Below are 22,066 nucleotides of genomic sequence, written 5' to 3' on the forward strand. Positions count from 1 at the left end.
AGTTTTGCATTTTAAAAAGCAAGTAGTGCTAACATAAAGATAATATTCTTACTTATCCCAAAAGACTGCTAATACTCTATTTTCATTCTGTGATACAATTTAACAAATTACTAAAGATCCTATCAACTTATTCTAATTATACGGTTATTTGTTGACTACTTATTCTCGAATCGAATTAAAATGATAAACAGTATCATATTTAGTATCGTGTAGAATAATGATGGAAAAGACAATAAAAATGAATCCTTGATTTTAATTCTTACCATAAACCCAAAAGCCATTAAAATAGCTAAACCTAAGCTTGCCAATATTGCCCAGTTTTCAAAAAACAGCCCTATAAAAAGACCTACCGAGCCTAATAATTGCAGTATACCGACCAAAACTCTAAATTTATCTAAATCATACCGTTTAAATTCAAGCACCATAAAATTTGAATACAAACAACTAACCCCAAAAAAAAGGAATGAAATACCTGAAAAAACAATTATTACATTGGTAACCCACAAATATTCCTTAAAATCAGAGAACAATATATTCACTTTAATATATTTTGTTTAATTTTATTTCAAATATATTAAACAATATGGATTTTATTATCATTTTAGCCAAAGTAATTATTTTCGTAGCCATCATTAATGTTTGGTTCTTTCGATTCAATAAAAAAACGAAATATAGAGGAGGAGACGCTTCTTCAATGAAGGCTGAGTTTGCGAATTACGGACTGCCCGAATCAATGGTTTACATTATCGGAGGACTCAAAGTTATAAGTGCCTTTGGGTTAGTGCTTTCAATATGGTTTCCACAATTTGCACTACCAGCCGCGGCAGTTATGGCCATTTTGATGGTCGGTGCAATTATTATGCACCTTCGTATAAAAGATGATTTTATAAAATCGATTCCCGCATTATTGTTTTTACTGCTATCCCTGCTTATTATAAATTACTCCTTTTCAATCCTTTAACAAATTGAGTATTATTAAAAAACAGTAAACACGTTATAAAGACCAAATCTGGTTAAATTTTATCTGCCAGTACTTTATACGTTGGATCTTCCATGACATTAACGTCTATAATTTCTTCTGCGTTCTCTAATAAACGAATACAATCATTACTTAAATGGCGTAAATGAACTTTCTTACCAACCTTGGCATATCTTTCCGTAATCTTATTTAAGGCCTCAATACCACTCATATCGGCAACCCTACTTTCTTTAAAATCAATTATAATTTCGTTTGGATCATTTACGACGTCGAACTTTTCGCTAAAAAGTGTTGTAGACCCAAAAAATAAGGGGCCGTATATCTCGTAATGTTTTACTCCATTCTCATCGATATGCTTTCTTGCCCGTATTCTCTTCGCATTCTCCCAAGAATAAGCCAGTGCAGAAATTACCACACCTAAAAGTACTGCAACGGCTAAATTGTGTGTTACTGCAGTAATTAAGGTTACTAAAATCATTACAACAACATCTGAATTTGGCATTTTTCGAAAAGTCTTAAAACTAGCCCACTCAAACGTACCAATGGCAACCATAAACATTAACCCGACCAATGCGGCCATTGGTAAACGTTCAATAACACTAGACCCGAACATAATGAACACCAACAACATTACTGCTGCTGTTATACCAGATAATCTTGCTCTAGCACCAGAAGATGTATTAATTAAACTTTGACCGATCATTGCACAGCCACCCATACCCGATAAAAATCCGGATAGAATATTAGCAGACCCCTGCGCTATACATTCTTTATTACCATTACCTCTTGTTTCGGTAATCTCGTCTATTATGTTCAATGTTAGTAAACTCTCAATTAAACCAACACCAGCAACAATTGCAGCATACGGAAAGATTATTTTAAAAGTTTCAAATGTCAATGGAATCTGTGGGATGGATAATGGTGGAAATCCACCTTTAATAGATTCTCCTTCTCTCATGGTATCTGCAACTGTCAAAGTATCGATTCCAAAGCCTATAACAATTGTAGAGACTATAACGATGGCTACCAATGAGGATGGTATTGCTTTGGTGAGCTTAGGTAGCCCCCAAATAATAAGCATTGTAAGAAGGGTAAGACCTAGCATCATTGCCATGTTCATGCCCGTTAACAAATTATCGGTTCCTTTTTGATAGAAGTTCGGAAATTGAGCCATGAATATAATAATGGCCAAACCATTAACAAAACCGAACATTACCGGATGGGGTACTAGACGTATAAACTTTCCTAATCGTAAGACTCCGGCTAATATTTGTAATATACCTGCGATTATGACCGTAGCAAAAACATAATTCAATATAGTTTCAGGTTCAATACCCGGGAAATTGCGTTTTAATTCTAATATCAACCCAACAAAAATTACGGCAACAGCACCCGTTGCTCCAGAAATCATTCCAGGTCTACCTCCAAAAATTGAAGTGATTAGGGCAAGTACAAAAGCTGCATATAGTCCCGTTAAAGGAGAGAAACCGGGGATAAGGGCAAACGCAATAGCTTCTGGAACCAAAGCTAAGGCTACCGTGAGTCCAGATAGAATTTCTGTCTTATAATCTACTTTTTGTTTGAAATCGAATAAATTAAATATCTTCGCCATGCACCTTTACTTTTAAAGGGCGCAAATTTAAGGCTTATTGTTCTGCAAAAGAATCAATTACTAGAAAAACCCCATTAAATCCCAACCTCAATTATTCAAAAACTCACTTTGCCCAATAGTCAACTACAAATACTTTTTCTAAATGTGGCCGAAGACTAGCTACAAACTCTTGATGTTTTGGATGTGGAGTATATATACTATCTCTATCTTTTTTTGAATTGAATGTAATCATATAACAATGGGTAAAATCTTGATGAAAGTTTTCAGGACTATCGTTTAAGCCCCATTCAAAATCTTTAATTACTGAAATGTGATCTGGTAGGGCATTAAAATTATCATTTAACTTTTTTACATCTGCTTCACTAGCATCATCATTGAATTTAAAAATCACGATATGTCTTAATAGGTCTTTATTCTGTTTTTTCATTTTAAACAATTCTTTTTTTTGGGGTTCTATTTCTTAAATTAAATCGTCTTGATTGTATGCCTATAGAAAAAGCTATCTTAAATAAAAGACAATCCATTTTTTGTTTGTATTAAAAACGCATCTCAATTAAATCATACTTATTTTTCAAATGGTGGTAATTATAGAATCCCTCCCATACTACCTCCATCGACCTTTATAGCAGCCCCATTTGTTGCAGAAGAAAGATGACTTGCCATGTAGGTAATCGTATTTGCAATTTCATCAACCTTAGCGAATCTTTGCAATAGCGAAGAAGTTCTCACTTCAGTAAAAAACGAGGTTTCAATTTGAGCTTTTGTTTTTCCTTCTTTTTGAGCGGCATTTTCTAAGAATTGCTCAGCTCCTTCAGACAAAGTAGACCCTGGAATTATCGTATTTACGGTTACACCGGTCCCTTTAGTGAGTTGTGCTAAACCCCTAGATACGGCCAGAATTGCAGCTTTTGTCATACTATAGGAAATTAAATCATCAGGCACCAAAGTGGCACACTCACTTGAAATAAATAAGATGCGGCCCCAATTCTTAGTCAACATTTGGGGTAGTATTCTTTTAGATAAGCGCACTCCGCTCATTACATTAACTTCAAACTGTTGCTGCCAATCTTCATCTTTAGTTTCAAAAAACGACTGTGACGAATAAATACCAACATTATTAACAAGAATATCAATCTCAGAAAGTTTGCCCAATTGCTTTTCTATCTGCTGTATTTTTCCAAAATCAACACATAGTCCTGAAATAGTATTATCGGGGAATTCTCTTTGTAATTTTTGCACTGCTTCTTGTAGTTTGGTTTCTGTTCTGCCATTAAGAACAATATCAGCTCCTTCTCTAGCTAAAGCTCTAGCCGCAGCATAACCAATACCAGCAGTTGACCCTGTTATGAAAGCTGTTTTTCCTTGTATTTTTAAATCCATTTTACCTTATCTATTCTAATTCGCTATGCCCCATGTACTAAACAACCACCATAAAGCAAGTACAAGACCTATTAAAATTACCGTTAAAGTTGCATCAGAAGACCATTTAACTTTTGGTCGTTCTGAACGCCTCTGAAATGTTACTAACTCTAACATTGCCACAGGTTGTGGCTGACCCATTTTACTTACGACCATTAATATCACAGCACACAAAATGAACAAGAATAGCGCAAAGTGTAAGAAATTAATACCTAAAAAGATACCTAAAAAAGACCCTTCGTTTACTTGAATAGTTCCTTCATTACTTAAAAACTCGGCTACTAGTCTAAAAACTCCAACTGCGAATCCTACCCATAAAGACACAATAGCGCCTTTAGCGTTTATCCATTTGTAAAATAATCCAAAGAGAAAGACTGCTGCAATTGGTGGTGAGATATAGGCTTGCACACTTTGTAGATAGTGAAAAATACCCCCACCCATTAATGATTTCATAAAAGGAATCCAACCAAGGCTTACAATAACTAAAACAACAGTAGCAATACGTCCAAAACTAACAAGATCTTTTTGAGTAGCCATAGGCTTATACTTTTGATAAAAATCGATTGTCAATAACGTGGAACTCGAATTAAACGCAGATGAAAGCGAACTCATTAATGCAGCCAATAGTCCGGCTATGGCTAAGCCTTTCAAGCCTGAGGGCAAAAATCCATTTATCATGGCAGGAAGAGCTTGATCTGCATTTTCCATTGAAAAATCAATAGCTCCTTCTTGCAATAGAGCGTATGCGATCACACCTGGAATAAAAAATATAAATACGGGAAGTAATTTTAAATACCCAGCAAATAAGGCTCCCTTTCTTGCGTTGTTCACATCTTTTGCAGAGAGTGTGCGCTGCACGATATATTGATCTGTACACCAGTACCAAACCCCTAAGATCGGAGCGCCGAAGAGCATGCCCGTCCATGGGTATTCAGTATCAGCCATTGGTCTCCATAGATTAAAAAACTGCTTTGTAGGTGGGTTCCCTTCATGGGCAGATGCAGTAGTGATAACATCAATCATATGATTCCATCCACCTAAAGCATATAAACCGAATGCGGTAACCGCAATGGTGCCAATTAATAATATAAACGCTTGTACCATATCGGTATAAATCACAGCCTTTAGACCGCCCAATACCGTGTAGAAACCAGTTGCAACTACAGTAATTATAGCGCCAGTCCAAAAAGGGATTCCGATAGTTTCAAAAACCAAGGCCCCTGCAAATATGATTAACGAAATTTTTGTAATCACATAGGCTAAAATTGAAATAACAGAAAGATAACTACGACAGGCCTTAGAATATCTTTTTTCAAGAAACTCGGGCATTGTATATACTCCCGTTCGAAGATAAAAAGGCACAAATACCCAGCCTAGTAGTATTAATACCAGCGATGCTATAATTTCAAAATTCGCCATTGGCATATTACCCCGCGCCCCAGCTCCTGAAACGCCTAAGATAATCTCTGATCCGATATTTGAAGCAAAAAGCGAGGCTCCTATAACCAACCATCCAGAGTTCCTTCCGGCCAAAAAATAATCAACAGCGCCTCCTGATTCTGATTTGTTTTTTGACGCCCATCGGGCAATCCATAATATAATTCCAAAATAGATAAGTATAATGGCAATATCTAAAATGCTTAAAGTTGATAACATATTGTTTTTGGTTTGATTGGTTGTTTAATTTTTATAATTGTATTGTAAATTCTACCAATCTTTTAAACCAAGTAAACGCTCACCTAAGTCACTCAATTTAGCGGTATCATATTTGGTCTGTTCCCAATTTCGCGGATCTCCAGGAAATGCATAACCCTCGGGTGCAATCCTTTTTTCCCATGAATTAATGCGCCAGTTTTTAAGTTCTTTATTTTCTGGTTCTGCAGGCATCATAGAAATATATTGGGCTATACGAACTTTATCTTTAGATTTATTTGGCCGAATACCATGTGGCTCAGTACTGTTGAAAATCAGCAAATCACCCGCCTGCATTTTCACCTTTACAATTTTATCTTCTAAACCATCTAAACTAGGTTGAAAATGGTCCCTATCTTCTGGCTGTGTAAGTTTCCATGAATCATAATTACGGTATAACCATGGTATACATTGAAACCCGCCCATATTTTCATCTTCTTGATCAGCTAGCGCCAATACACCTTGTACATTTTGCGGCTTGGTTTCTGGATCATAATCCCAGTGAATAAATCCTTTTTTTTCTACCCCTGGCGGCAAAGGAAAATTTAAATTAGCCCTGTCAATGGTTACCCATAACTTTTCTGTTCCCCAAACATCTACAAAAGCATCATAAACCCTTTGCGTTTGTCTATTATTCCATAAATGTTGATGGTTATAAACTTCCACCATTCCTGTGCCTGTCAATTCTTTCATTTTCATTTCAGCGCGGGGAGAAGCGTACCATGTCGTTGGATCGTTAGGTTTTTTTTCATCAAACTCCCAAAGAAAATCGGCTGTACGCTTTGCTTGTTCTTTAGATACAGCACCTTTTATAACTATGTAACCATTCTCTATCCAAAACTGCCAATCTTCTTCACTCAGCACACGTAAAGGCTGACCATTAGAACGATTATTCAATTTTTGTTTGCTACTTGTTGCAGTAGATGGATTTCCCGGTATATCATTGTGCGCTTTATTACCTTGCTCTATTTTATTTTCGGTCTGTTTCATAGTAGTTAAATTTTAAGTTTAAAGTATTGGATAAAACTACAGAGCATTTAAAACTCAAACTACCGTTATATTGACCATAATTTGAACGATATTGATTTAATAAGGTCGTTTGCTTTAATTTATACGTAATTTTGTTACATTTAACCCATGAAGATTGAACTAGAGACTATCGATCCTGAATCTAAAAGTCCGTTTAGACTTTTGCACGACCCAAAGTTGAGCCATCTATTTTATTGGCATTTTCATCCTGAATATGAGTTGGTCTATATTGAAGGTGCAAATGGAACTCGACATGTTGGGGATCACATTTCTGAGTACGAAGAAACCGACCTTGTTCTTATAGGTTCGAATATTCCTCACTTGAATTTTGACTATGGGGTGAAGACAACTTACAGAGAAGAAGTTTTACATATAAAACCTTCATTTAAAAATACCTTTGTTGAACCCATACCTGAATTGCAAAGCTTGAACCGTTTACTTGACTTATCAAGATATGGACTTGCATTCCACGGAGAAACTAAGAAAGTGGTTGGCGAATTATTAAAGGAACTTCATAAGCTTAAACCTTTTGAATATTTCATGGCCATCATGAATATTCTCAAAAGATTGTCTCAGAGCAATGAGTTTGAACTGTTACATAAAAAACCTTACAAAAATAGATATAGCAAAAAAGAGCAAAGTCGAATTCGTGATATTTATGCTTTAATCGATGAACGATATCAAGGTAAAATTTCTGTAGATGAAGTAGCGAAATTCTGTAATTTGACAAAACCAGCTTTTTGCCGCTATTTCAAAAAAGCAACAGGAAGCACATTTATAGAATTCTTGAATCAATATCGTATTAGTCAGTCTAAACGAATGTTGCTTACGGGTAAAAATGTTAGTGAAACATGTTTTGAATGCGGATTTGAAAGTCTATCCTATTTCAATAGAACGTTCAAGAAAGTTACAGGTGAGAATCCTTCGGCATTTAGAAAACGATTACGTACTAATAATATCTAAAATTTAGATAAAGAAAGTTTTTGAATAGATTGGGGACAAATAAACTAGAAACAATAAATCTTATGCATAACAATTCATTTAAGCTTTTATCGATATTCCTAATTCTATTGGTTTCTTTGTCTTTTTTTGAAACCAAAGCACAAGATGATTCAAACCCTAAATTGGTGGTTGGAATTATTATTGATCAAATGAGAGCAAATTATCTTTATAAATATCAGGAAAGGTATGGTGAAGATGGATTCAAAAGATTAATACGTAATGGATTCAATTATAAAAATGCAAATGTCAATTATATCCCTTCGGAAACCGCGCCAGGTCATGCTTCAATTTATACCGGAACCACCCCTTCTTATCATGGTATAATCGGTAACTCTTGGTTCGAAAGTGAAACTAATGCAGTAGAAGGAAATGTATCTGATAAACTAGAAAAAATAGTTGGATCTGTAAATGACAACCCATATGGAGTATCTCCCAATAAGTTAATGACATCAACCATAACTGATGAATTAAAAAAGACAAGCAATTTTAAATCAAAAGTAATAAGCGTATCCATCAAAGATAGGGGAGCTATTTTACCAGGCGGAAAATCTGCAGATGGTGTTTATTGGCATGATTGGGAATCAAGCCCTGGCTATTTTGTAAGCAGTAGTTTTTATATGGAAACGCTACCCAATTGGGTCAATAAGTTTAATCAACTGGAAAAATCAGACGCTTATTTAAACGAAACATGGAATACCCTTTACCCCATTGAAACATATACATTAAGTACGCCAGATGATAATACATATGAACCTTCACTAGGCGGAAAAATTAGTCCAACATTTCCTTACAATTTTAAGACTATGAGGGAAAAGTATAGAGATAAGGGAAGTGAATTTCAATTATTATGGATTTCCCCAAAAGGGAACACTTTACTTACAGAATTTGCCATTACCGCAATACAGGAAGAAAAGTTAGGTAAAGATAATTACACCGATTTTTTGAACATTAGCTATTCTGTACCAGATGTTATTGGCCATACCTTTGGACCACAATCTGTGGAGATGGAGGATATCTATTTAAGATTAGATAACGAAATCGCCACACTTTTAAAGGCATTGGACACCAAAATTGGAAAGGAAAACTACACCTTATTCCTTACTTCAGATCATGGAGCTATGGAAAACGTGTCGTTTTTAAATGATCATAAGTTGGATGCTGCAATTGCACGAACTACTAACGATGCAAGAAACTTAGAAGCATTTTTAGATACGAAGTATGGAAAAGCCTCATGGATAACTGCTGTACATGGCAATAACTTGTATTTAAATAAAGTTACTATTGACGAACAAAAGTTAACCTTACCATTAATTCAAAAAGAGGCTGCAGATTACTTAATGACCTTACCAGAAGTTTCTTTTGCACTTACCGCAGATGACCTTCAAACCCACGTTTATGAGGAAGGAATTCGAAAAACCATTCAAAATGGTTATCATGTAAAAAGATCTGGTGATTTGATCATAAGCTATTCCTCTGGAACCATAATCCATCCAAATTCCAATATTGATATTGAAATGGTCAATGGCACAGTACATGGATCTAGTTATTCGTATGATACACATGTACCCCTAATATGGATTGGCAAAGGTATTAAGAGCGGTGAATCTGTTAGGGCGGTGAATCCGATAGATATTGCGCCAAGTTTATCCATGTTCCTGAACATACCTTTACCTAGCGCCTCCCAAGGTAATCCACTTACTGAGTTATTTGAAAATTAAAATTGATTAAGCTTTATTTGGTTCTAGACTTATCTAAAATTTCTGATTTGAATTTGGCAGGATCCGATATAATATTGAAGAACTCTAAAATATATTTTTTACTTATTTGAAATTCGTCATCATTTTCAAAGTAAGACTTATGATCTTCCATTATTGCCATCATATTTTCCTGATTTTGCAGGAATTCGTCCCTAATCAATTCCATTGTAGCGCCCGATCTTTGAAAACCTCTATACAAGCGTTGTGTGACCGACTCTAATGGCAATACCAACCCATCTATTTGAGAAACAACGGAATAACTAACATCACATAATCCAGACATATCAAAATCATAAGGTATGGGTATAGAATGCCCATTCAAAAACAAAAGCTTTTGATTATGCTGATAGCCTGTTGAGTAGTCGGTATTACCAATCATATATTGAAAAAAGCTATTTCTTATTGAGTTTAAAGAATCTTGTTGCAATGGGTGTACATTTCTTTTCATGGTTTTACCACCAAAACGGTCTTCTAATACATCCATATCCTCAATAAAAAAAGCTTTAATTCTATGCTCTTGTACTTTTTTCCCTTTTGGTTCACTTAGAGTAAAATCTAGAAGCCGGGTCTTAAAATGATAAGGAGAAACAACCTCATAGAGCTTATAGGCCAATAACTCCTTTATGACATTGTCGTTGGTATTTTTCTCTTTTAAACAGGGCAGCACCAATTTTAATTCCTTATTCCCTTTGAACAATGTCTTTTTTGTATGCTCTTTTTTTAATTTTATTTTTACCGGTGAAAAATAACAGTTCTTTCGCCTGAAATTTCCCCTTGCCCTAACCCTTACTGGTAAAGACCTTAGTGAGTCTTTATCTAAATATGCAAGATTCACATCTAAATAAGTACTATCATTGGTAAGTTTTTTGAGATCTCGATTACTATAGATCATCTGAACTTCTAAAACAGATGTTGATTTAAACAAGTTAGAAACCTTTCCTATTTTTTTACTTTTTTCATCATTTTGACTAAAACATGAAATAGATATAAAAAAACATATCGTGATGAGTCTTAAATTAGTTTGTATCTTTCCCATAATAAATTTACTTTACGTGTAAAGTATTAAAAATTAAGCTATTAAACTCTATCTCGCCTCCTTAAATTATAGAACACTATTGGTTACGGTGATTTCTTTGATCTCTGTGTTTATCTGTTATCGCTTTAATGTTTTTTTTAAAGTGGATTTAACTCTCCTCAGTATTGCAATTATTTTTCCATTGGTATTTACGATTAGAGGTTCTTTTAGAAGAAGGGAAAAGGCATTGGAACATTTAAGTCAATACCGAAGTGCTATGAAAACACTTTATTATTTTATTACTACCAGCACATTGTCAGAAAATGAAGAGGCTAGTTTAAAATTATTATTAGAAAATATAGAAAACAAGACCTTATTGCATCTCAAAAGTCAACAAGGTGATATCAAAAATTTAGATAATGAGGTCAATAAAGTATACAACTTTATTCACTCTAGAAGAGAAACTACACCAAAAGGATTAAAAGACAAACTTTTCAAATATTTGTGTGACCTGCACGAAGCAATTGATAATTTGAACGGTATTCATGTACATAGAACACCCGTAAGCCTAAAAGCTTATTGCAAAGTGTTTATCTACATTTTTCCGCTAATCTATTCACCTACTATCATATATAATATTGGTATAGAATATAATCCTTGGGCTGTATATTTCGTGGTCGTTCTAACAGAATTCATACTTATTTCACTTTATAATATTCAAGATGATTTAGAATATCCTTTTGACGATAAAGGTTTAGATGATATTAAATTAGACCATTTTAAAGTATTGAGGTAGTCTAAACAAAAAATCCCTTATCCAATTAAGGATAAGGGATTTTTAAGACAACCAACTTAAAAACTATTTTAACTTCTTCCTTTTTACATTCATTGTAGGATTGGAAGATTTAATTCTTTTTTTACTCTCATCACCTTTTGCAGATTTTAAATACTCTTGATATCCCCTGCCTCTAAATTCATAGGTAGTTCCACTATCTGGGTGATATAATTCTATTGTACTATCGTTAATTACGTATAATTCAAAATAATCATCACTAAAGAAATCATAGTCTAAAGTCAAAGCTTTTAAAGTATTATCTCCCTGCACATCATACACTTCATAATCCCCCTCAAAATCCCAATGTAAATTAGAAATACTTGTGCCGGGCATGTCTAAGGACGACCTAAAAAAGTTAGGTAAAAACTGTAAGTAATTCTCATCATCAAAATTATTTAAAGCTCCGGTCTCACTTGTATATATTTTCTCCCATGCATCGTATTCTTGAATGAAATAATTGATGTTATCATAAAAAACCATATCATAGTCGAAGGTATTTGTCTGATATCCTTTTAGAAAATAAGAGGTGTCACTTCTGGCATCATATAATTCTATTGTATTTCTATTTATAGCAAATACTTCCAAAGCCCAGCGTCCATCAATATCATGGTCTATATCTACAATACCTCTTAGAGTGCCATATGTTCCAACATCTATACCATAACCTCCTCCAGTTTTACCTATTCCAACAATATTATTATTGGCGTAAAGCACACCTCGATCAAATGAAACTGTAAAAGCTCTTTGTAAAAAAGGGACCTCACCATTACCTTGAGTTGCATTTATGTCTATATACCATAAATCAAAACTTTGTAAAACTTGATCTGTATTAAAAGCAGATTCTTCAATAAAATCATCTTCTATGATTACATCTGCATAACAAGAAACCATTAATGTGGCCAAAAGAAAATAACCTGTAAGTAGTTTTATTGTTTTCATATGATTTTATTTTAAGATTACTAACATAGAAACAATCACCATGCCAAAATTTATAAAACACTGATGCATAGCTAATGATGAGCACACAAATTATTGGTAAATTTGTACCATGGAAAAGGATGCGAAATTTGCAGTATTAGGTGGTGGTAGCTGGGCTACCGCTATTGTAAAGATGTTGACCAACAACCAAGAAAAGGTAGGTTGGTACATGCGTAATTCAGATGCTATTGAACATATAAAAACTCAAAAACACAATCCAAATTATCTTACTTCGGTTGAATTTAAAACTGAACAACTATTCTTGACAGATGATATTGACGACGCAGTAAATTTTGCAGATGTTTTAATCTTTGCAGTACCTTCTGCATTTTTAGTCAGTGAATTAGAAAAGCTTAAATCTCCTTTAAAGGATAAAATTATATTTTCTGCCATAAAGGGTATTGTGCCGGAATCAGGTTTGATTGTCGGCGAACATTTTCATGAAATCTATAAAATTCCTTTTAAAAATATAGGTGTTATAACCGGACCATGCCACGCTGAAGAAGTTGCTATGGAAAGGCTTTCATATTTGACCATTGCATGTGCTGATAAGGACAAGGCTGAATTAATTGCTAAAAACTTATCGAGCAACTATATTAAAACCAATATCAGTAAGGATATTATTGGTACAGAGTACGCGGCCATGTTAAAAAATATTTATGCTATCGCAGCCGGTATCGCTCATGGATTGGGTTATGGTGATAATTTTCAAAGCGTATTGATGAGCAATGCCATTCGGGAAATGAAACGCTATACAAAACGCATTCACAATATTGACCGAAACATTAATAAGTCTGCCTATTTAGGAGACCTTTTAGTGACCGGATATTCCATCTTTAGCAGAAACAGAATGTTCGGCAATATGATCGGTAAAGGGTATACCGTAAAAAGCGCTCAAATGGAAATGAGTATGATTGCAGAGGGATATTACGCTGCAAAAAGCGCTTATACTATAAAAGAGGGTTTTAGGAAAAAGGTAAAGACACCTATTATTGATGCCGTTTATAAAGTACTTTACGAAAACAAAAACCCTAAAAAAGTGTTTCTCGATTTGACGGATAAGCTCGATTAATCTCTAGTAAGCGAAAAGTCAGAATGCTCTTTTAATTCAGCTTCTAGAGTCATTCTCCAACCTTGTACTATTTCATCAGATACACCAAAACTATTTTGGAACTCTTTTAAGATGGGTTTCATTAAGGTACGTATACTATCAATGTCAAAATACAACCTACCAGTTCTACGGATAAAGAAATCCATAGGGTTTTGAACCATTTCATAATCAATACCAAAAGCAAGTTCTGCTTTTGCCAAGCGAACATATTTATCTTTCTCGACAATTTTTGCGTAATTATCTAGAATTATCTCTGTTTGCTTCCCGTAATTGGTCACTAAAAACCAAGCATCGTATTCAGTAAATTTATCTCCTTTGATTCTATCGTATATTTCGGCGATGTATTTTTTTACATGCTTAAACTTTTTAAAATCATCATTACCACATAAGAATATTTTCTCAGTGTAGCACTCTTTCAGCTTAGTATCATATTCCTCTTCCATTCTTTTAACAATACGGTCAACTACACGTTCGGCCATTTTTCTATAACCGGTTAATTTACCCCCAGCAATACTGATTAAACCAGTCTCAGAAACAAAAATCTCATCTTTTCTCGACAATTCAGAGGCAGATTTACCTTCCTCGTGTATTAATGGACGTAGACCTGCCCAAGACGAAACAATATCTTCCAGTTCTAAATTAATGTCTGGAAACATATTATTTACGGCAGAAATCAAATAAATAGCATCAGCTAAATTTGTTCGTACATTATCTTTACTGTCATTATAATTAGTGTCTGTTGTACCTACATAAGTAACCTTACCTCTTGGAATGGCAAACATCATTCGACCGTCTGGTATATCAAAATAACAAGATTGTTTTACCGGTAATTTCTCATAAGGAAAAACCAAATGCACACCTTTAGTAAGGTGTAATTGTTTACCCTTTTTAGAATTATTTAAACTTCTTAATTCGTCTACCCACGGACCAGCAGCGCTGATTACAAACTTAGATTTAATGGTAAATTCTTTACCCGTAGTTTCATCAGTAGCCTTTACACCTGCAACCTTTTCTTTATTATAAATAAACTCATTCACCTTCGCATAATTTAATGCCTGAGCTCCAAAAAGTAAACTTGTTTTAATATTCTCAATAGTTAAACGTGCATCATCTGTTCTATATTCTGCATAATAACCTGCACCATTTAGAATTTTTTTTGGCAAAAGAGGCTCCAATTTCATGGCTTCCTTCTTTTCTAACATTTTTCGTTTATCATCTCCTGTTACCTGTGCCAAAATATCATAAACCTTAAGGCCAATTGAAGTTAGCCATTTACCATATGAACCATTTTCAATTAAGGGTAATAACATTTTTTCGGGCAACACCAAATGTGGGGCTAGTTTGTGAACAATAGCACGTTCAGAACCAACTTCTTTAACCAACCAAAAATCAAACTGTTTTAAATATCGAAGACCACCATGTATTAATTTAGTTGATTTACTACTGGTACCAGAAGCGAAATCTCCTTTTTCAAGCAAGGCAACTTTCAAACCACGTGAGGCAGCATCTAAAGCTATACCACCACCAGTTATTCCACCGCCAATTACTATCAAGTCAAATTCTTCTCCTTCTAAATTATCAATCGTTTTTTGACGTTCTAAATTGGTAAATTTTATGTTCTTCATCGGTGGATTTCTATATAAATGTAAAATCTAATTTTAAATTGAAATTTAGAATACTATCCATACAGGATATCATTCGGTCCATATCAAAGATATAGGGAGGATTTCACTAAACTTAGCTCGATTAATTATTTAATTGTAAAATTTGATGTCTAAGAATCACTCCTCTTCCCATCCTTTACATCTTTCAACCGCTTTTTGCCACTTTTTATATAAGCGTTTTCTTTTCACCCTATCAAAAGTGGGTTTAAAAATTCTGTTCATCGGTCGGTTTTCATCAATATCAGACTGTTTCCAAAAACCAACTTGAATACCTGCTAAAAATGCAGCGCCCATTGCTGTTGATTCTATAATCTCTGGTCTGTGAACTTCAGAATCTAATATATCGGCCTGAAATTGCATTAAATGATTATTGGCACAAGCACCACCATCTACACGAAGATTTTTTAATTGAATGCCCGAATCATCTTCCATAGCCTTTAAAATATCCTTGGTCTGATAGGCAAGTGATTCTAATGTCGCCTTGGCAATATGCGCTTTGCCCGTATCTCTTGTAAGACCAAATATGGCGCCTCTTGCGTACATATCCCAATACGGAGCACCTAAACCCGCAAAAGCAGGAACTACATAAACAGGATTTTCGCCTTCTATTGAATTAGCTAAGTCTTCAGTTTCTTTAGCATCTTCAATTAATTCTAAACCATCTCTTAACCATTGTATAGCGGCACCTGCTATGAAAACACTTCCTTCCAATGCATAATTCACCTTACCATCTAATCCGTAGGCAATGGTTGTCAATAGTCCGTTATTTGAAAATTGCGGTTCTTCTCCTGTATTCATCAACATAAAACAACCCGTACCGTATGTATTTTTTGCTGAGCCCTTCTTAAAACATCCTTGTCCAAAAAGTGCTGCTTGTTGATCGCCTGCGATACCCGCAATCGGTATTTTAACACTATCATATTCAAAATAACCAAAATCAGCTGCCGATGGTTTTACCTCTGGAAGCATAGTTTTCGGTATGCTCAACGCTTTCAGCATCTTATCGTCCCATTTTAAATTTACAATGTCATAAATCATTGTTCGAGATGCATTCGTATAATCTGTGTAATGGTTATGTTCTTTTGTCATATTCCAGACCAACCAAGTATCTATGGTCCCCATTAATAAATCGCCCGCTTCAGCTTTCTTCTTAGCACCTTCTACATTATCTAAAATCCACTTAACCTTGGTACCCGAAAAATAAGAATCGATTACCAGCCCAGTGGTTTTCTTAACATGTTCAGTAAGTCCGATTTTTTTAAGATGCTCGCAAATATCCGCAGTTCGTTTGTCTTGCCAAACAATGGCATTATAGATTGGCTCACCAGTATTTTTATCCCAAACCACTGTTGTTTCTCTTTGGTTTGTAATACCAATACCCAGTATTTCTGATGGTTTGACCTTCTCTTTCTTCAAGAGTTCTTGCAAAACTTCCATTTGTGAGGAAAGTATTTCTTTTGGGTCATGCTCAACCCATCCAGATTTTGGAAAAATTTGCTTGAATTCCTTCTGAACCATCCCTTGAATAGCACCTGTATGGTCTACCAATAATGCCCTAGAGCTTGTAGTTCCTTGGTCTAATGATATAATAAATTGCCTTGACATTTGAGTATAGTTATTTTTCTAAATATAGCGGATTTAAAACTATTTCAAAAAGGAAATAATTTAACAGATGAAAGAATAAGTTAAACCAATTCAGGAATCAGAAATCTTAAAGTGAAGAATATTCTAGGCTATATAGAGGAGAAAACCAAAGACAAACATGGGCTACCGTTTTTTATTTTATATACTCTTTTTCTAAAAAGTAACTGACAATAGCCTCTTTCATAAGAACAGTTTGCTCACCGGCCTTTAAAGGAGGTAGTTCTTCATTGATAGTGTAATGCGGCCATCCATCTTCATCAAAAAAACTAAACTCATAAAATCCGTAAGGCTCCAAAAGTCTGCAGATTGCAATATGCATTAAATCTAGCTTATCGTCTTTCTTATATGTTCTATGGTATTGTCCTAGTTCTTGAACTCCAACCAAATATATGATTGCATCTAGTTCTAAAGGGTCTCCATCCGAAAACTTTAAAGAAAGCTTTTCGACCAAATAATCCCATCGTTCTTTTAATTGTATATCCCTTGCCATATTATTTATGTCTTGCTGTACTTATATTTAGACATTTCAAAGGTACAAATCAAAGTTCTATATTTGTTAAAACACTTCACGAATGGGGCTTTTAGATATACTTCTTGGAATACCTTTAATTTGGGGCTTATGGAAAGGCCTAAAAAATGGTCTTTTTATGGAAATAGCCTCAATAGTTGCATTAATTGCCGGTATTTATGGAGCTATTCATTTTTCGTACATCACCGGAAATTATTTATCTGAACACTTAGAATGGGATGAACGTAATATGAGTATTATCGCCTTTGTAATCACCTTCGTACTTATAATAATTATCGTTCACTTAGCGGGTAAACTATTAACAAAAGTTGCAAACTTTGCCATGTTAGGTCTTTTAAATAAAGTAGCAGGAGGCATTTTTGGCATCTTAAAGGTTGCGATTCTTTTGGGTGCTGCCTTCATTTTTTTTGATAGAATGGACAGTACATTTAATCTATTGGACGACGAAACAAAAGAGCAATCTATTTTATATCAACCTATTAAGGATATAGGAGCTTTAATTTTCGATAATGTTCTTAAGACCGAAGTGTTGCTAAAGGAGCCTTCTGATGAACCTATTTCAATATGATCTTATAATACACTAATCTTACTTTTTGCACACTTTATCGAATAAGCTTTTTTGTTTCTAGACTGCACGTTTTTTTTCAATAATATTACTATATCGACACCCCTTCGATAGAGAACTTAGAACATTCTCCTCTTACTTACCTACTGCGCTAAGCCGAAAGGCTATAACAAAAAGACACTATATGAAAATGAGATTGCTTTATGCGGTCCCTGTGTTTTTATTGCTTTTTCTTGATTCTTGTACAAGCGACTCTATTGAAGAAACGTCTATATTAGAAGCAGAAAATGTTATAACTATAGAGCAGGACCTATTGGATATTGTAAATGAGCACAGGTCAACTTTAAACACTAATGTTCTAGAGTTTAGCGATATAGCCTATAAATACGCCAACATTCATACCGATTACATGATTGCCAAAGGCAGTATTAGCCACGATAATTTTAGCTCTAGGGCTACTAATATCAACTCTGAAGTTGAAGTTGAAATGGTAGCGGAAAATGTAGCAAAAGATTATCAATCGGCAAAAGATGCTTTTCAAGGTTGGTATAACAGTGGTAGTCATAAGAAAACAATGGAAGGCGATTTTACGCATACCGGTATTAGTGTAAAAAAAGATGAACAAGGTAATTACTATTTTACCCAACTTTTTTATAAGCAATAAGTAAAAATTTATCCCCAACTAAGTTTTTAAACTGAAAAATCACCACGTTAAGCATGGTAATTTTAGCTTAACTAGGTTAATGTGTTTTGTTTTAAGGATAAAGTGAGAAAAATCATATTAAATGCATTCTTTTACGATGAAATCCAAAGTGCATTTAATCGAGAAGGGCCCACAATAACTTATTTTACAGCTTAACGAGTTTTTTATAACCTCTATGGATATTCCTCTTCTTTAAACAACCTATGGGAGTACTTTTGGAGTATTATTAAATAAAAAATGTTTCCCAGCATGAGATTAGCATTACCGACAATAGCATTAATTATTACATTTTTATCTTCTTGTTCTAAATACGAAAACTTTGTAGGTTTCGAAGAAAGTACTGATGACTTAACATCTAAAGTTACCTTTGTTTCATCGGACGCTCATAATACCATTGAAGCAGAACTTTTTGCAATGATCAATAACTATAGAACTAGTATTGGTTTAAATGAAATGGAGTTTGAAAGCACTACATATTATTATGCAGGTCTTCATACCGATTACATGATTGAAAATGGCACTACCAGTCATGTAAAATTTGGTGAACGAGCAGAAAACATTTCGAAAAGAACAGGAGCCGTTTTTGTAGCAGAAAATGTTGCGAAAGATTATGATACCACAACAGATGCTTTTGAAGCTTGGTTAGATAGCCCAGGGCACAGAAAAAACTTGGAAGGCAATTTTGATTATTCAGCTGTAAGCATAAAACGAAATAGCAATGGAGACCTTTACTTTACTCAGGTGTTCTTTAGATAGTCAATTATAACTTATTATTAAATGCCTTTGTTTTTCAAAGGCATTTTTTATGCTTAAGTTTTAGGTAAGAGGCAACGGTTTATTTAACTTTCAGATAAAATTAATTAAATGAGTATTAAAGCACCTTTCAATCTAAACAAATGGATCGAAGATAACAGAGCGTTACTTAAACCCCCTGTAGGCAATAAAAATCTTTATAAAGATTCAGGCGATTATATAGTAATGATAGTAGCTGGGCCAAATGCTAGAAAAGATTATCATTATAATGAAACAGAAGAACTTTTTTACCAGTTAGAAGGGAATATAGAAATTCATATTCAAGAAGATGGTAAAAAACGAACAATGCAATTAGGGCCAGGTGATATGTATCTGCACCCCGCCAAAGTGCCTCATTCACCTGTTCGAAAAGAAGGATCTATCGGTTTGGTCATTGAGCGAAAAAGAGCAGATATGAATGTTGATGACGGCCTTTTATGGTTTTGTGACAATTGTAATCACAAATTATATGAAGCTTATTTTACTCTTCATGATATCGAAAAAGATTTTCTATCCCATTTTAAACATTTTTACAGCTCAAAAGAATTAAGAACTTGTAACAACTGTGGCACTGTAATGCCTGTAGACGAACGTTTCATTGCTAAAGAAGAATAATGTTAGCCGCAAAGATAATTACCGCATTTGTTGCACTGATGCACATTTATATTCTATGGATGGAAATGTTTGCATGGACCACCAAAGGAAGAAAAGTCTTTAAAAATTTTCCTCAAGATTTGTTTGAACCTACAAAGCAAATGGCCGCCAACCAAGGTCTATACAACGGTTTTTTAGCTGCAGGCTTAATTTGGTCTTTAATAATTGATGACCCAGTTTGGTCAGGTAACGTTGCCCTTTTCTTTTTGGGCTGTGTTTTCGTAGCAGGATTATATGGTGCCATTTCGGTCACTAAAAAGATTTTCTATATTCAGAGTGTTCCCGCATCTATAGGAATTATACTATGGAGTATCATAAAATTTTCATTGTAGGCTTTTGGTTGGCATAAAGCATAATATTCTTCGTATTTTTGTAATAAATCTAACAGAAACCGCATAAAAAGTTATAAAATGTCAAAAATAGCAGCAGATTTTGGAATACATGATGCCCTAAAAAAATTGGGAATCAAGGATGTTAATGAAGGTACCTCAACAGGTTCTAACAATTTTTCATCAGGAGATATCATTTCATCATACTCCCCGGTAGACGGTTCATTAATCGCAAAAGTGAAAACAACCACTAAAGCTGATTATGAAAAAGTCATGAGCACAGCTACCGTTGCTTTTAAAGAATGGAGAACAAAGCCGGCACCGTTACGAGGTGAAATTGTAAGACAATTTGGTGACAAACTAAGAGAACTAAAAGAGCCATTAGGTAAACTGGTTTCCTATGAAATGGGAAAGAGTTACCAAGAAGGTTTAGGTGAAGTTCAAGAAATGATAGATATCTGTGATTTCGCAGTTGGTCTTTCTCGTCAATTACACGGACTAACAATGCACTCTGAAAGACCTGGCCATAGAATGTACGAACAATATCATTCTTTAGGTGTGGTCGGTATAATTTCTGCATTCAATTTTCCAGTTGCCGTTTGGGCATGGAATACGGCATTAGCTTGGATTTGCGGCGATGTTTGTGTTTGGAAACCATCAGAAAAAACACCACTATGTGGTATTGCCTGTCAAAATATAGCTTCTTCAGTACTTAAAGCCAATAATTTACAAGAAGGTATTTCTTGCCTTATTAATGGTGACTACAAAGTTGGCGAGCTAATGACACAAGATAACAGAATTCCATTAGTATCTGCTACCGGTTCTATTCGTATGGGTAAAATCGTTGCACAAGCTGTCGCAGCGCGTCTTGGCAAATCATTATTAGAACTTGGTGGTAACAATGCCATTATCGTAACTCCAGATGCTGATTTAAAAATGACGGTTATTGGCGCTGTATTTGGTGCTGTAGGCACGGCTGGCCAACGTTGTACTTCGACCCGTAGATTGATTATTCATGATTCAATGTACGATAAAGTAAAAGACGCAATAGTTGCTGCGTACCAACAATTAAGAATTGGAAACCCATTGGACGAAAACAACCATGTTGGTCCATTAATTGATACCGATGCTGTTGCACAGTACAAAAAAGCATTAGAAAAAGTAGTTGCTGAAGGTGGTAAACTAATTGTGGAAGGTGGCGTATTAGAAGGTAAGGGTTATGAGAGTGGCTGCTATGTAAAACCAGCTATTGCAGAAGCAAAGAATAATTTTGAAATCGTACAGCACGAAACTTTTGCTCCTGTTTTATATCTTTTAAAATACTCTGGAGACGTTGAAAATGCAATTGCTATACAAAATGGTGTTGTTCAAGGTCTTTCATCAGCAATAATGACCAATAACCTTCGTGAGGCTGAACATTTTCTTTCTGCATGGGGAAGTGATTGTGGAATAGCTAATGTTAATATAGGTACTTCAGGTGCAGAAATTGGTGGAGCCTTCGGTGGTGAAAAGGAAACCGGTGGTGGTCGTGAAAGTGGTTCAGATGCTTGGAAAATTTACATGAGAAGGCAGACCAATACTATTAACTATACTACAGAACTACCATTAGCCCAAGGTATAAAGTTCGATCTATAACATAAACTTCATTTCCTTTGTATGTTCATGCATTAAGCTGATTTCCATTCGATGATTCGGGAGACCAGCTGCCGTGTAATAGGGCTTGAATGCCCAATATCACAAACATGCAAAGGAAATTT

At 34.7% G+C, this 22,066-nt stretch carries 22 protein-coding genes; 11 read left to right on the forward strand and 11 right to left on the reverse strand.

What is annotated here, in order from left to right; all coding sequences use genetic code 11:
• Positions 1-155 precede the first annotated feature (155 nt).
• On the reverse strand, positions 156-539 hold the full coding sequence (locus AACZ41_RS01190) for a DoxX family protein (protein WP_339625671.1): 384 nt from the start codon (positions 537-539) through the stop codon (positions 156-158).
• Between the two features lie 44 nt (positions 540-583).
• Here AACZ41_RS01190 and AACZ41_RS01195 point away from each other — a divergent pair, with 44 nt between their 5' ends.
• On the forward strand, positions 584-961 hold the full coding sequence (locus AACZ41_RS01195; protein WP_339625673.1) for a DoxX family protein: 378 nt from the start codon (positions 584-586) through the stop codon (positions 959-961).
• Positions 962-1,013: 52 nt separating this feature from the next.
• Here the strand turns inward: AACZ41_RS01195 and AACZ41_RS01200 are convergent, their stop codons facing one another.
• From AACZ41_RS01200 to AACZ41_RS01220, 5 genes are all read right to left on the reverse strand, one after another.
• Positions 1,014-2,591 carry a SulP family inorganic anion transporter gene (locus AACZ41_RS01200; RefSeq protein ID WP_339625675.1) on the reverse strand — a complete coding sequence of 526 codons (1,578 nt, stop codon included), beginning with the start codon at positions 2,589-2,591 and terminating at the stop codon, positions 1,014-1,016.
• A gap of 103 nt (positions 2,592-2,694) precedes the next feature.
• Complete coding sequence (locus AACZ41_RS01205) at positions 2,695-3,018, reverse strand: Dabb family protein (RefSeq protein ID WP_339625677.1); 324 nt, start codon at positions 3,016-3,018, stop codon at positions 2,695-2,697.
• A gap of 158 nt (positions 3,019-3,176) precedes the next feature.
• On the reverse strand, positions 3,177-3,971 hold the full coding sequence (locus AACZ41_RS01210; RefSeq protein WP_339625679.1) for an SDR family oxidoreductase: 795 nt from the start codon (positions 3,969-3,971) through the stop codon (positions 3,177-3,179).
• A 15-nt stretch (positions 3,972-3,986) separates the two neighbouring features.
• Complete coding sequence (locus tag AACZ41_RS01215) at positions 3,987-5,666, reverse strand: sodium:solute symporter (RefSeq protein WP_339625681.1); 1,680 nt, start codon at positions 5,664-5,666, stop codon at positions 3,987-3,989.
• A gap of 51 nt (positions 5,667-5,717) precedes the next feature.
• Positions 5,718-6,692 (reverse strand): phytanoyl-CoA dioxygenase family protein, encoded by a 975-nt coding sequence (locus AACZ41_RS01220; RefSeq protein WP_339625683.1) that lies wholly within the window; start codon positions 6,690-6,692, stop codon positions 5,718-5,720.
• Between the two features lie 147 nt (positions 6,693-6,839).
• On the opposite strand from AACZ41_RS01220, the gene AACZ41_RS01225 reads away from it, so the two are divergent.
• Complete coding sequence (locus tag AACZ41_RS01225) at positions 6,840-7,694, forward strand: AraC family transcriptional regulator (RefSeq protein WP_339625685.1); 855 nt, start codon at positions 6,840-6,842, stop codon at positions 7,692-7,694.
• A 62-nt stretch (positions 7,695-7,756) separates the two neighbouring features.
• Positions 7,757-9,451 carry an alkaline phosphatase family protein gene (locus AACZ41_RS01230; protein ID WP_339625687.1) on the forward strand — a complete coding sequence of 565 codons (1,695 nt, stop codon included), beginning with the start codon at positions 7,757-7,759 and terminating at the stop codon, positions 9,449-9,451.
• A gap of 13 nt (positions 9,452-9,464) precedes the next feature.
• Here the strand turns inward: AACZ41_RS01230 and AACZ41_RS01235 are convergent, their stop codons facing one another.
• Positions 9,465-10,526 carry a hypothetical protein gene (locus AACZ41_RS01235; RefSeq protein WP_339625689.1) on the reverse strand — a complete coding sequence of 354 codons (1,062 nt, stop codon included), beginning with the start codon at positions 10,524-10,526 and terminating at the stop codon, positions 9,465-9,467.
• Between the two features lie 142 nt (positions 10,527-10,668).
• Here AACZ41_RS01235 and AACZ41_RS01240 point away from each other — a divergent pair, with 142 nt between their 5' ends.
• Complete coding sequence (locus AACZ41_RS01240; protein ID WP_339625691.1) at positions 10,669-11,301, forward strand: hypothetical protein; 633 nt, start codon at positions 10,669-10,671, stop codon at positions 11,299-11,301.
• Between the two features lie 63 nt (positions 11,302-11,364).
• Here AACZ41_RS01240 and AACZ41_RS01245 read toward each other — a convergent pair whose 3' ends face one another.
• Positions 11,365-12,279 carry a nicotinic acid mononucleotide adenyltransferase gene (locus AACZ41_RS01245; RefSeq protein WP_339625693.1) on the reverse strand — a complete coding sequence of 305 codons (915 nt, stop codon included), beginning with the start codon at positions 12,277-12,279 and terminating at the stop codon, positions 11,365-11,367.
• A gap of 109 nt (positions 12,280-12,388) precedes the next feature.
• Between AACZ41_RS01245 and AACZ41_RS01250 the strand changes: the two genes are divergently transcribed.
• Positions 12,389-13,390 (forward strand): NAD(P)H-dependent glycerol-3-phosphate dehydrogenase, encoded by a 1,002-nt coding sequence (locus tag AACZ41_RS01250; RefSeq protein WP_339625695.1) that lies wholly within the window; start codon positions 12,389-12,391, stop codon positions 13,388-13,390.
• Here AACZ41_RS01250 and AACZ41_RS01255 read toward each other — a convergent pair.
• The 3 genes from AACZ41_RS01255 to AACZ41_RS01265 form a co-directional block, all read right to left on the reverse strand.
• Positions 13,387-15,054 carry a glycerol-3-phosphate dehydrogenase/oxidase gene (locus tag AACZ41_RS01255; RefSeq protein WP_339625697.1) on the reverse strand — a complete coding sequence of 556 codons (1,668 nt, stop codon included), beginning with the start codon at positions 15,052-15,054 and terminating at the stop codon, positions 13,387-13,389. The two genes, AACZ41_RS01250 and AACZ41_RS01255, sit on opposite strands and share 4 nt — an antisense overlap.
• A gap of 156 nt (positions 15,055-15,210) precedes the next feature.
• Positions 15,211-16,698, reverse strand: a complete 1,488-nt coding sequence (gene glpK / locus AACZ41_RS01260) for a glycerol kinase GlpK (protein ID WP_339625699.1) — start codon at positions 16,696-16,698, stop codon at positions 15,211-15,213.
• 172 nt (positions 16,699-16,870) lie between these two features.
• On the reverse strand, positions 16,871-17,227 hold the full coding sequence (locus AACZ41_RS01265) for a hypothetical protein (RefSeq protein WP_339625701.1): 357 nt from the start codon (positions 17,225-17,227) through the stop codon (positions 16,871-16,873).
• 82 nt (positions 17,228-17,309) lie between these two features.
• On the opposite strand from AACZ41_RS01265, the gene AACZ41_RS01270 reads away from it, so the two are divergent.
• The 6 genes from AACZ41_RS01270 (at position 17,310) to AACZ41_RS01295 (ending at position 21,944) form a co-directional block, all read left to right on the forward strand.
• Positions 17,310-17,834: a CvpA family protein gene (locus AACZ41_RS01270; protein ID WP_339625703.1), complete on the forward strand. Its 525-nt coding sequence runs from the start codon at positions 17,310-17,312 to the stop codon at positions 17,832-17,834.
• Positions 17,835-18,015: 181 nt separating this feature from the next.
• Positions 18,016-18,495, forward strand: coding sequence for a CAP domain-containing protein (locus tag AACZ41_RS01275; RefSeq protein WP_339625705.1), 480 nt, complete (start codon positions 18,016-18,018; stop codon positions 18,493-18,495).
• Positions 18,496-18,783: 288 nt separating this feature from the next.
• A complete protein-coding gene (locus AACZ41_RS01280) occupies positions 18,784-19,290 on the forward strand; it encodes a CAP domain-containing protein (protein WP_339625707.1) in 507 nt (168 codons plus the stop codon).
• A 108-nt stretch (positions 19,291-19,398) separates the two neighbouring features.
• Positions 19,399-19,941 (forward strand): 3-hydroxyanthranilate 3,4-dioxygenase, encoded by a 543-nt coding sequence (locus AACZ41_RS01285; protein WP_339625709.1) that lies wholly within the window; start codon positions 19,399-19,401, stop codon positions 19,939-19,941.
• Positions 19,938-20,312: a DUF1304 domain-containing protein gene (locus AACZ41_RS01290; RefSeq protein ID WP_339626932.1), complete on the forward strand. Its 375-nt coding sequence runs from the start codon at positions 19,938-19,940 to the stop codon at positions 20,310-20,312. The genes AACZ41_RS01285 and AACZ41_RS01290 overlap by 4 nt, the downstream gene beginning before the upstream one ends.
• Positions 20,313-20,390: 78 nt before the next feature.
• On the forward strand, positions 20,391-21,944 hold the full coding sequence (locus AACZ41_RS01295; protein ID WP_339625711.1) for an aldehyde dehydrogenase family protein: 1,554 nt from the start codon (positions 20,391-20,393) through the stop codon (positions 21,942-21,944).
• Positions 21,945-22,066 lie beyond the last annotated feature (122 nt).

This window comes from uncultured Maribacter sp. (genome assembly GCF_963974015.1).
Classification (GTDB): domain Bacteria; phylum Bacteroidota; class Bacteroidia; order Flavobacteriales; family Flavobacteriaceae; genus Maribacter.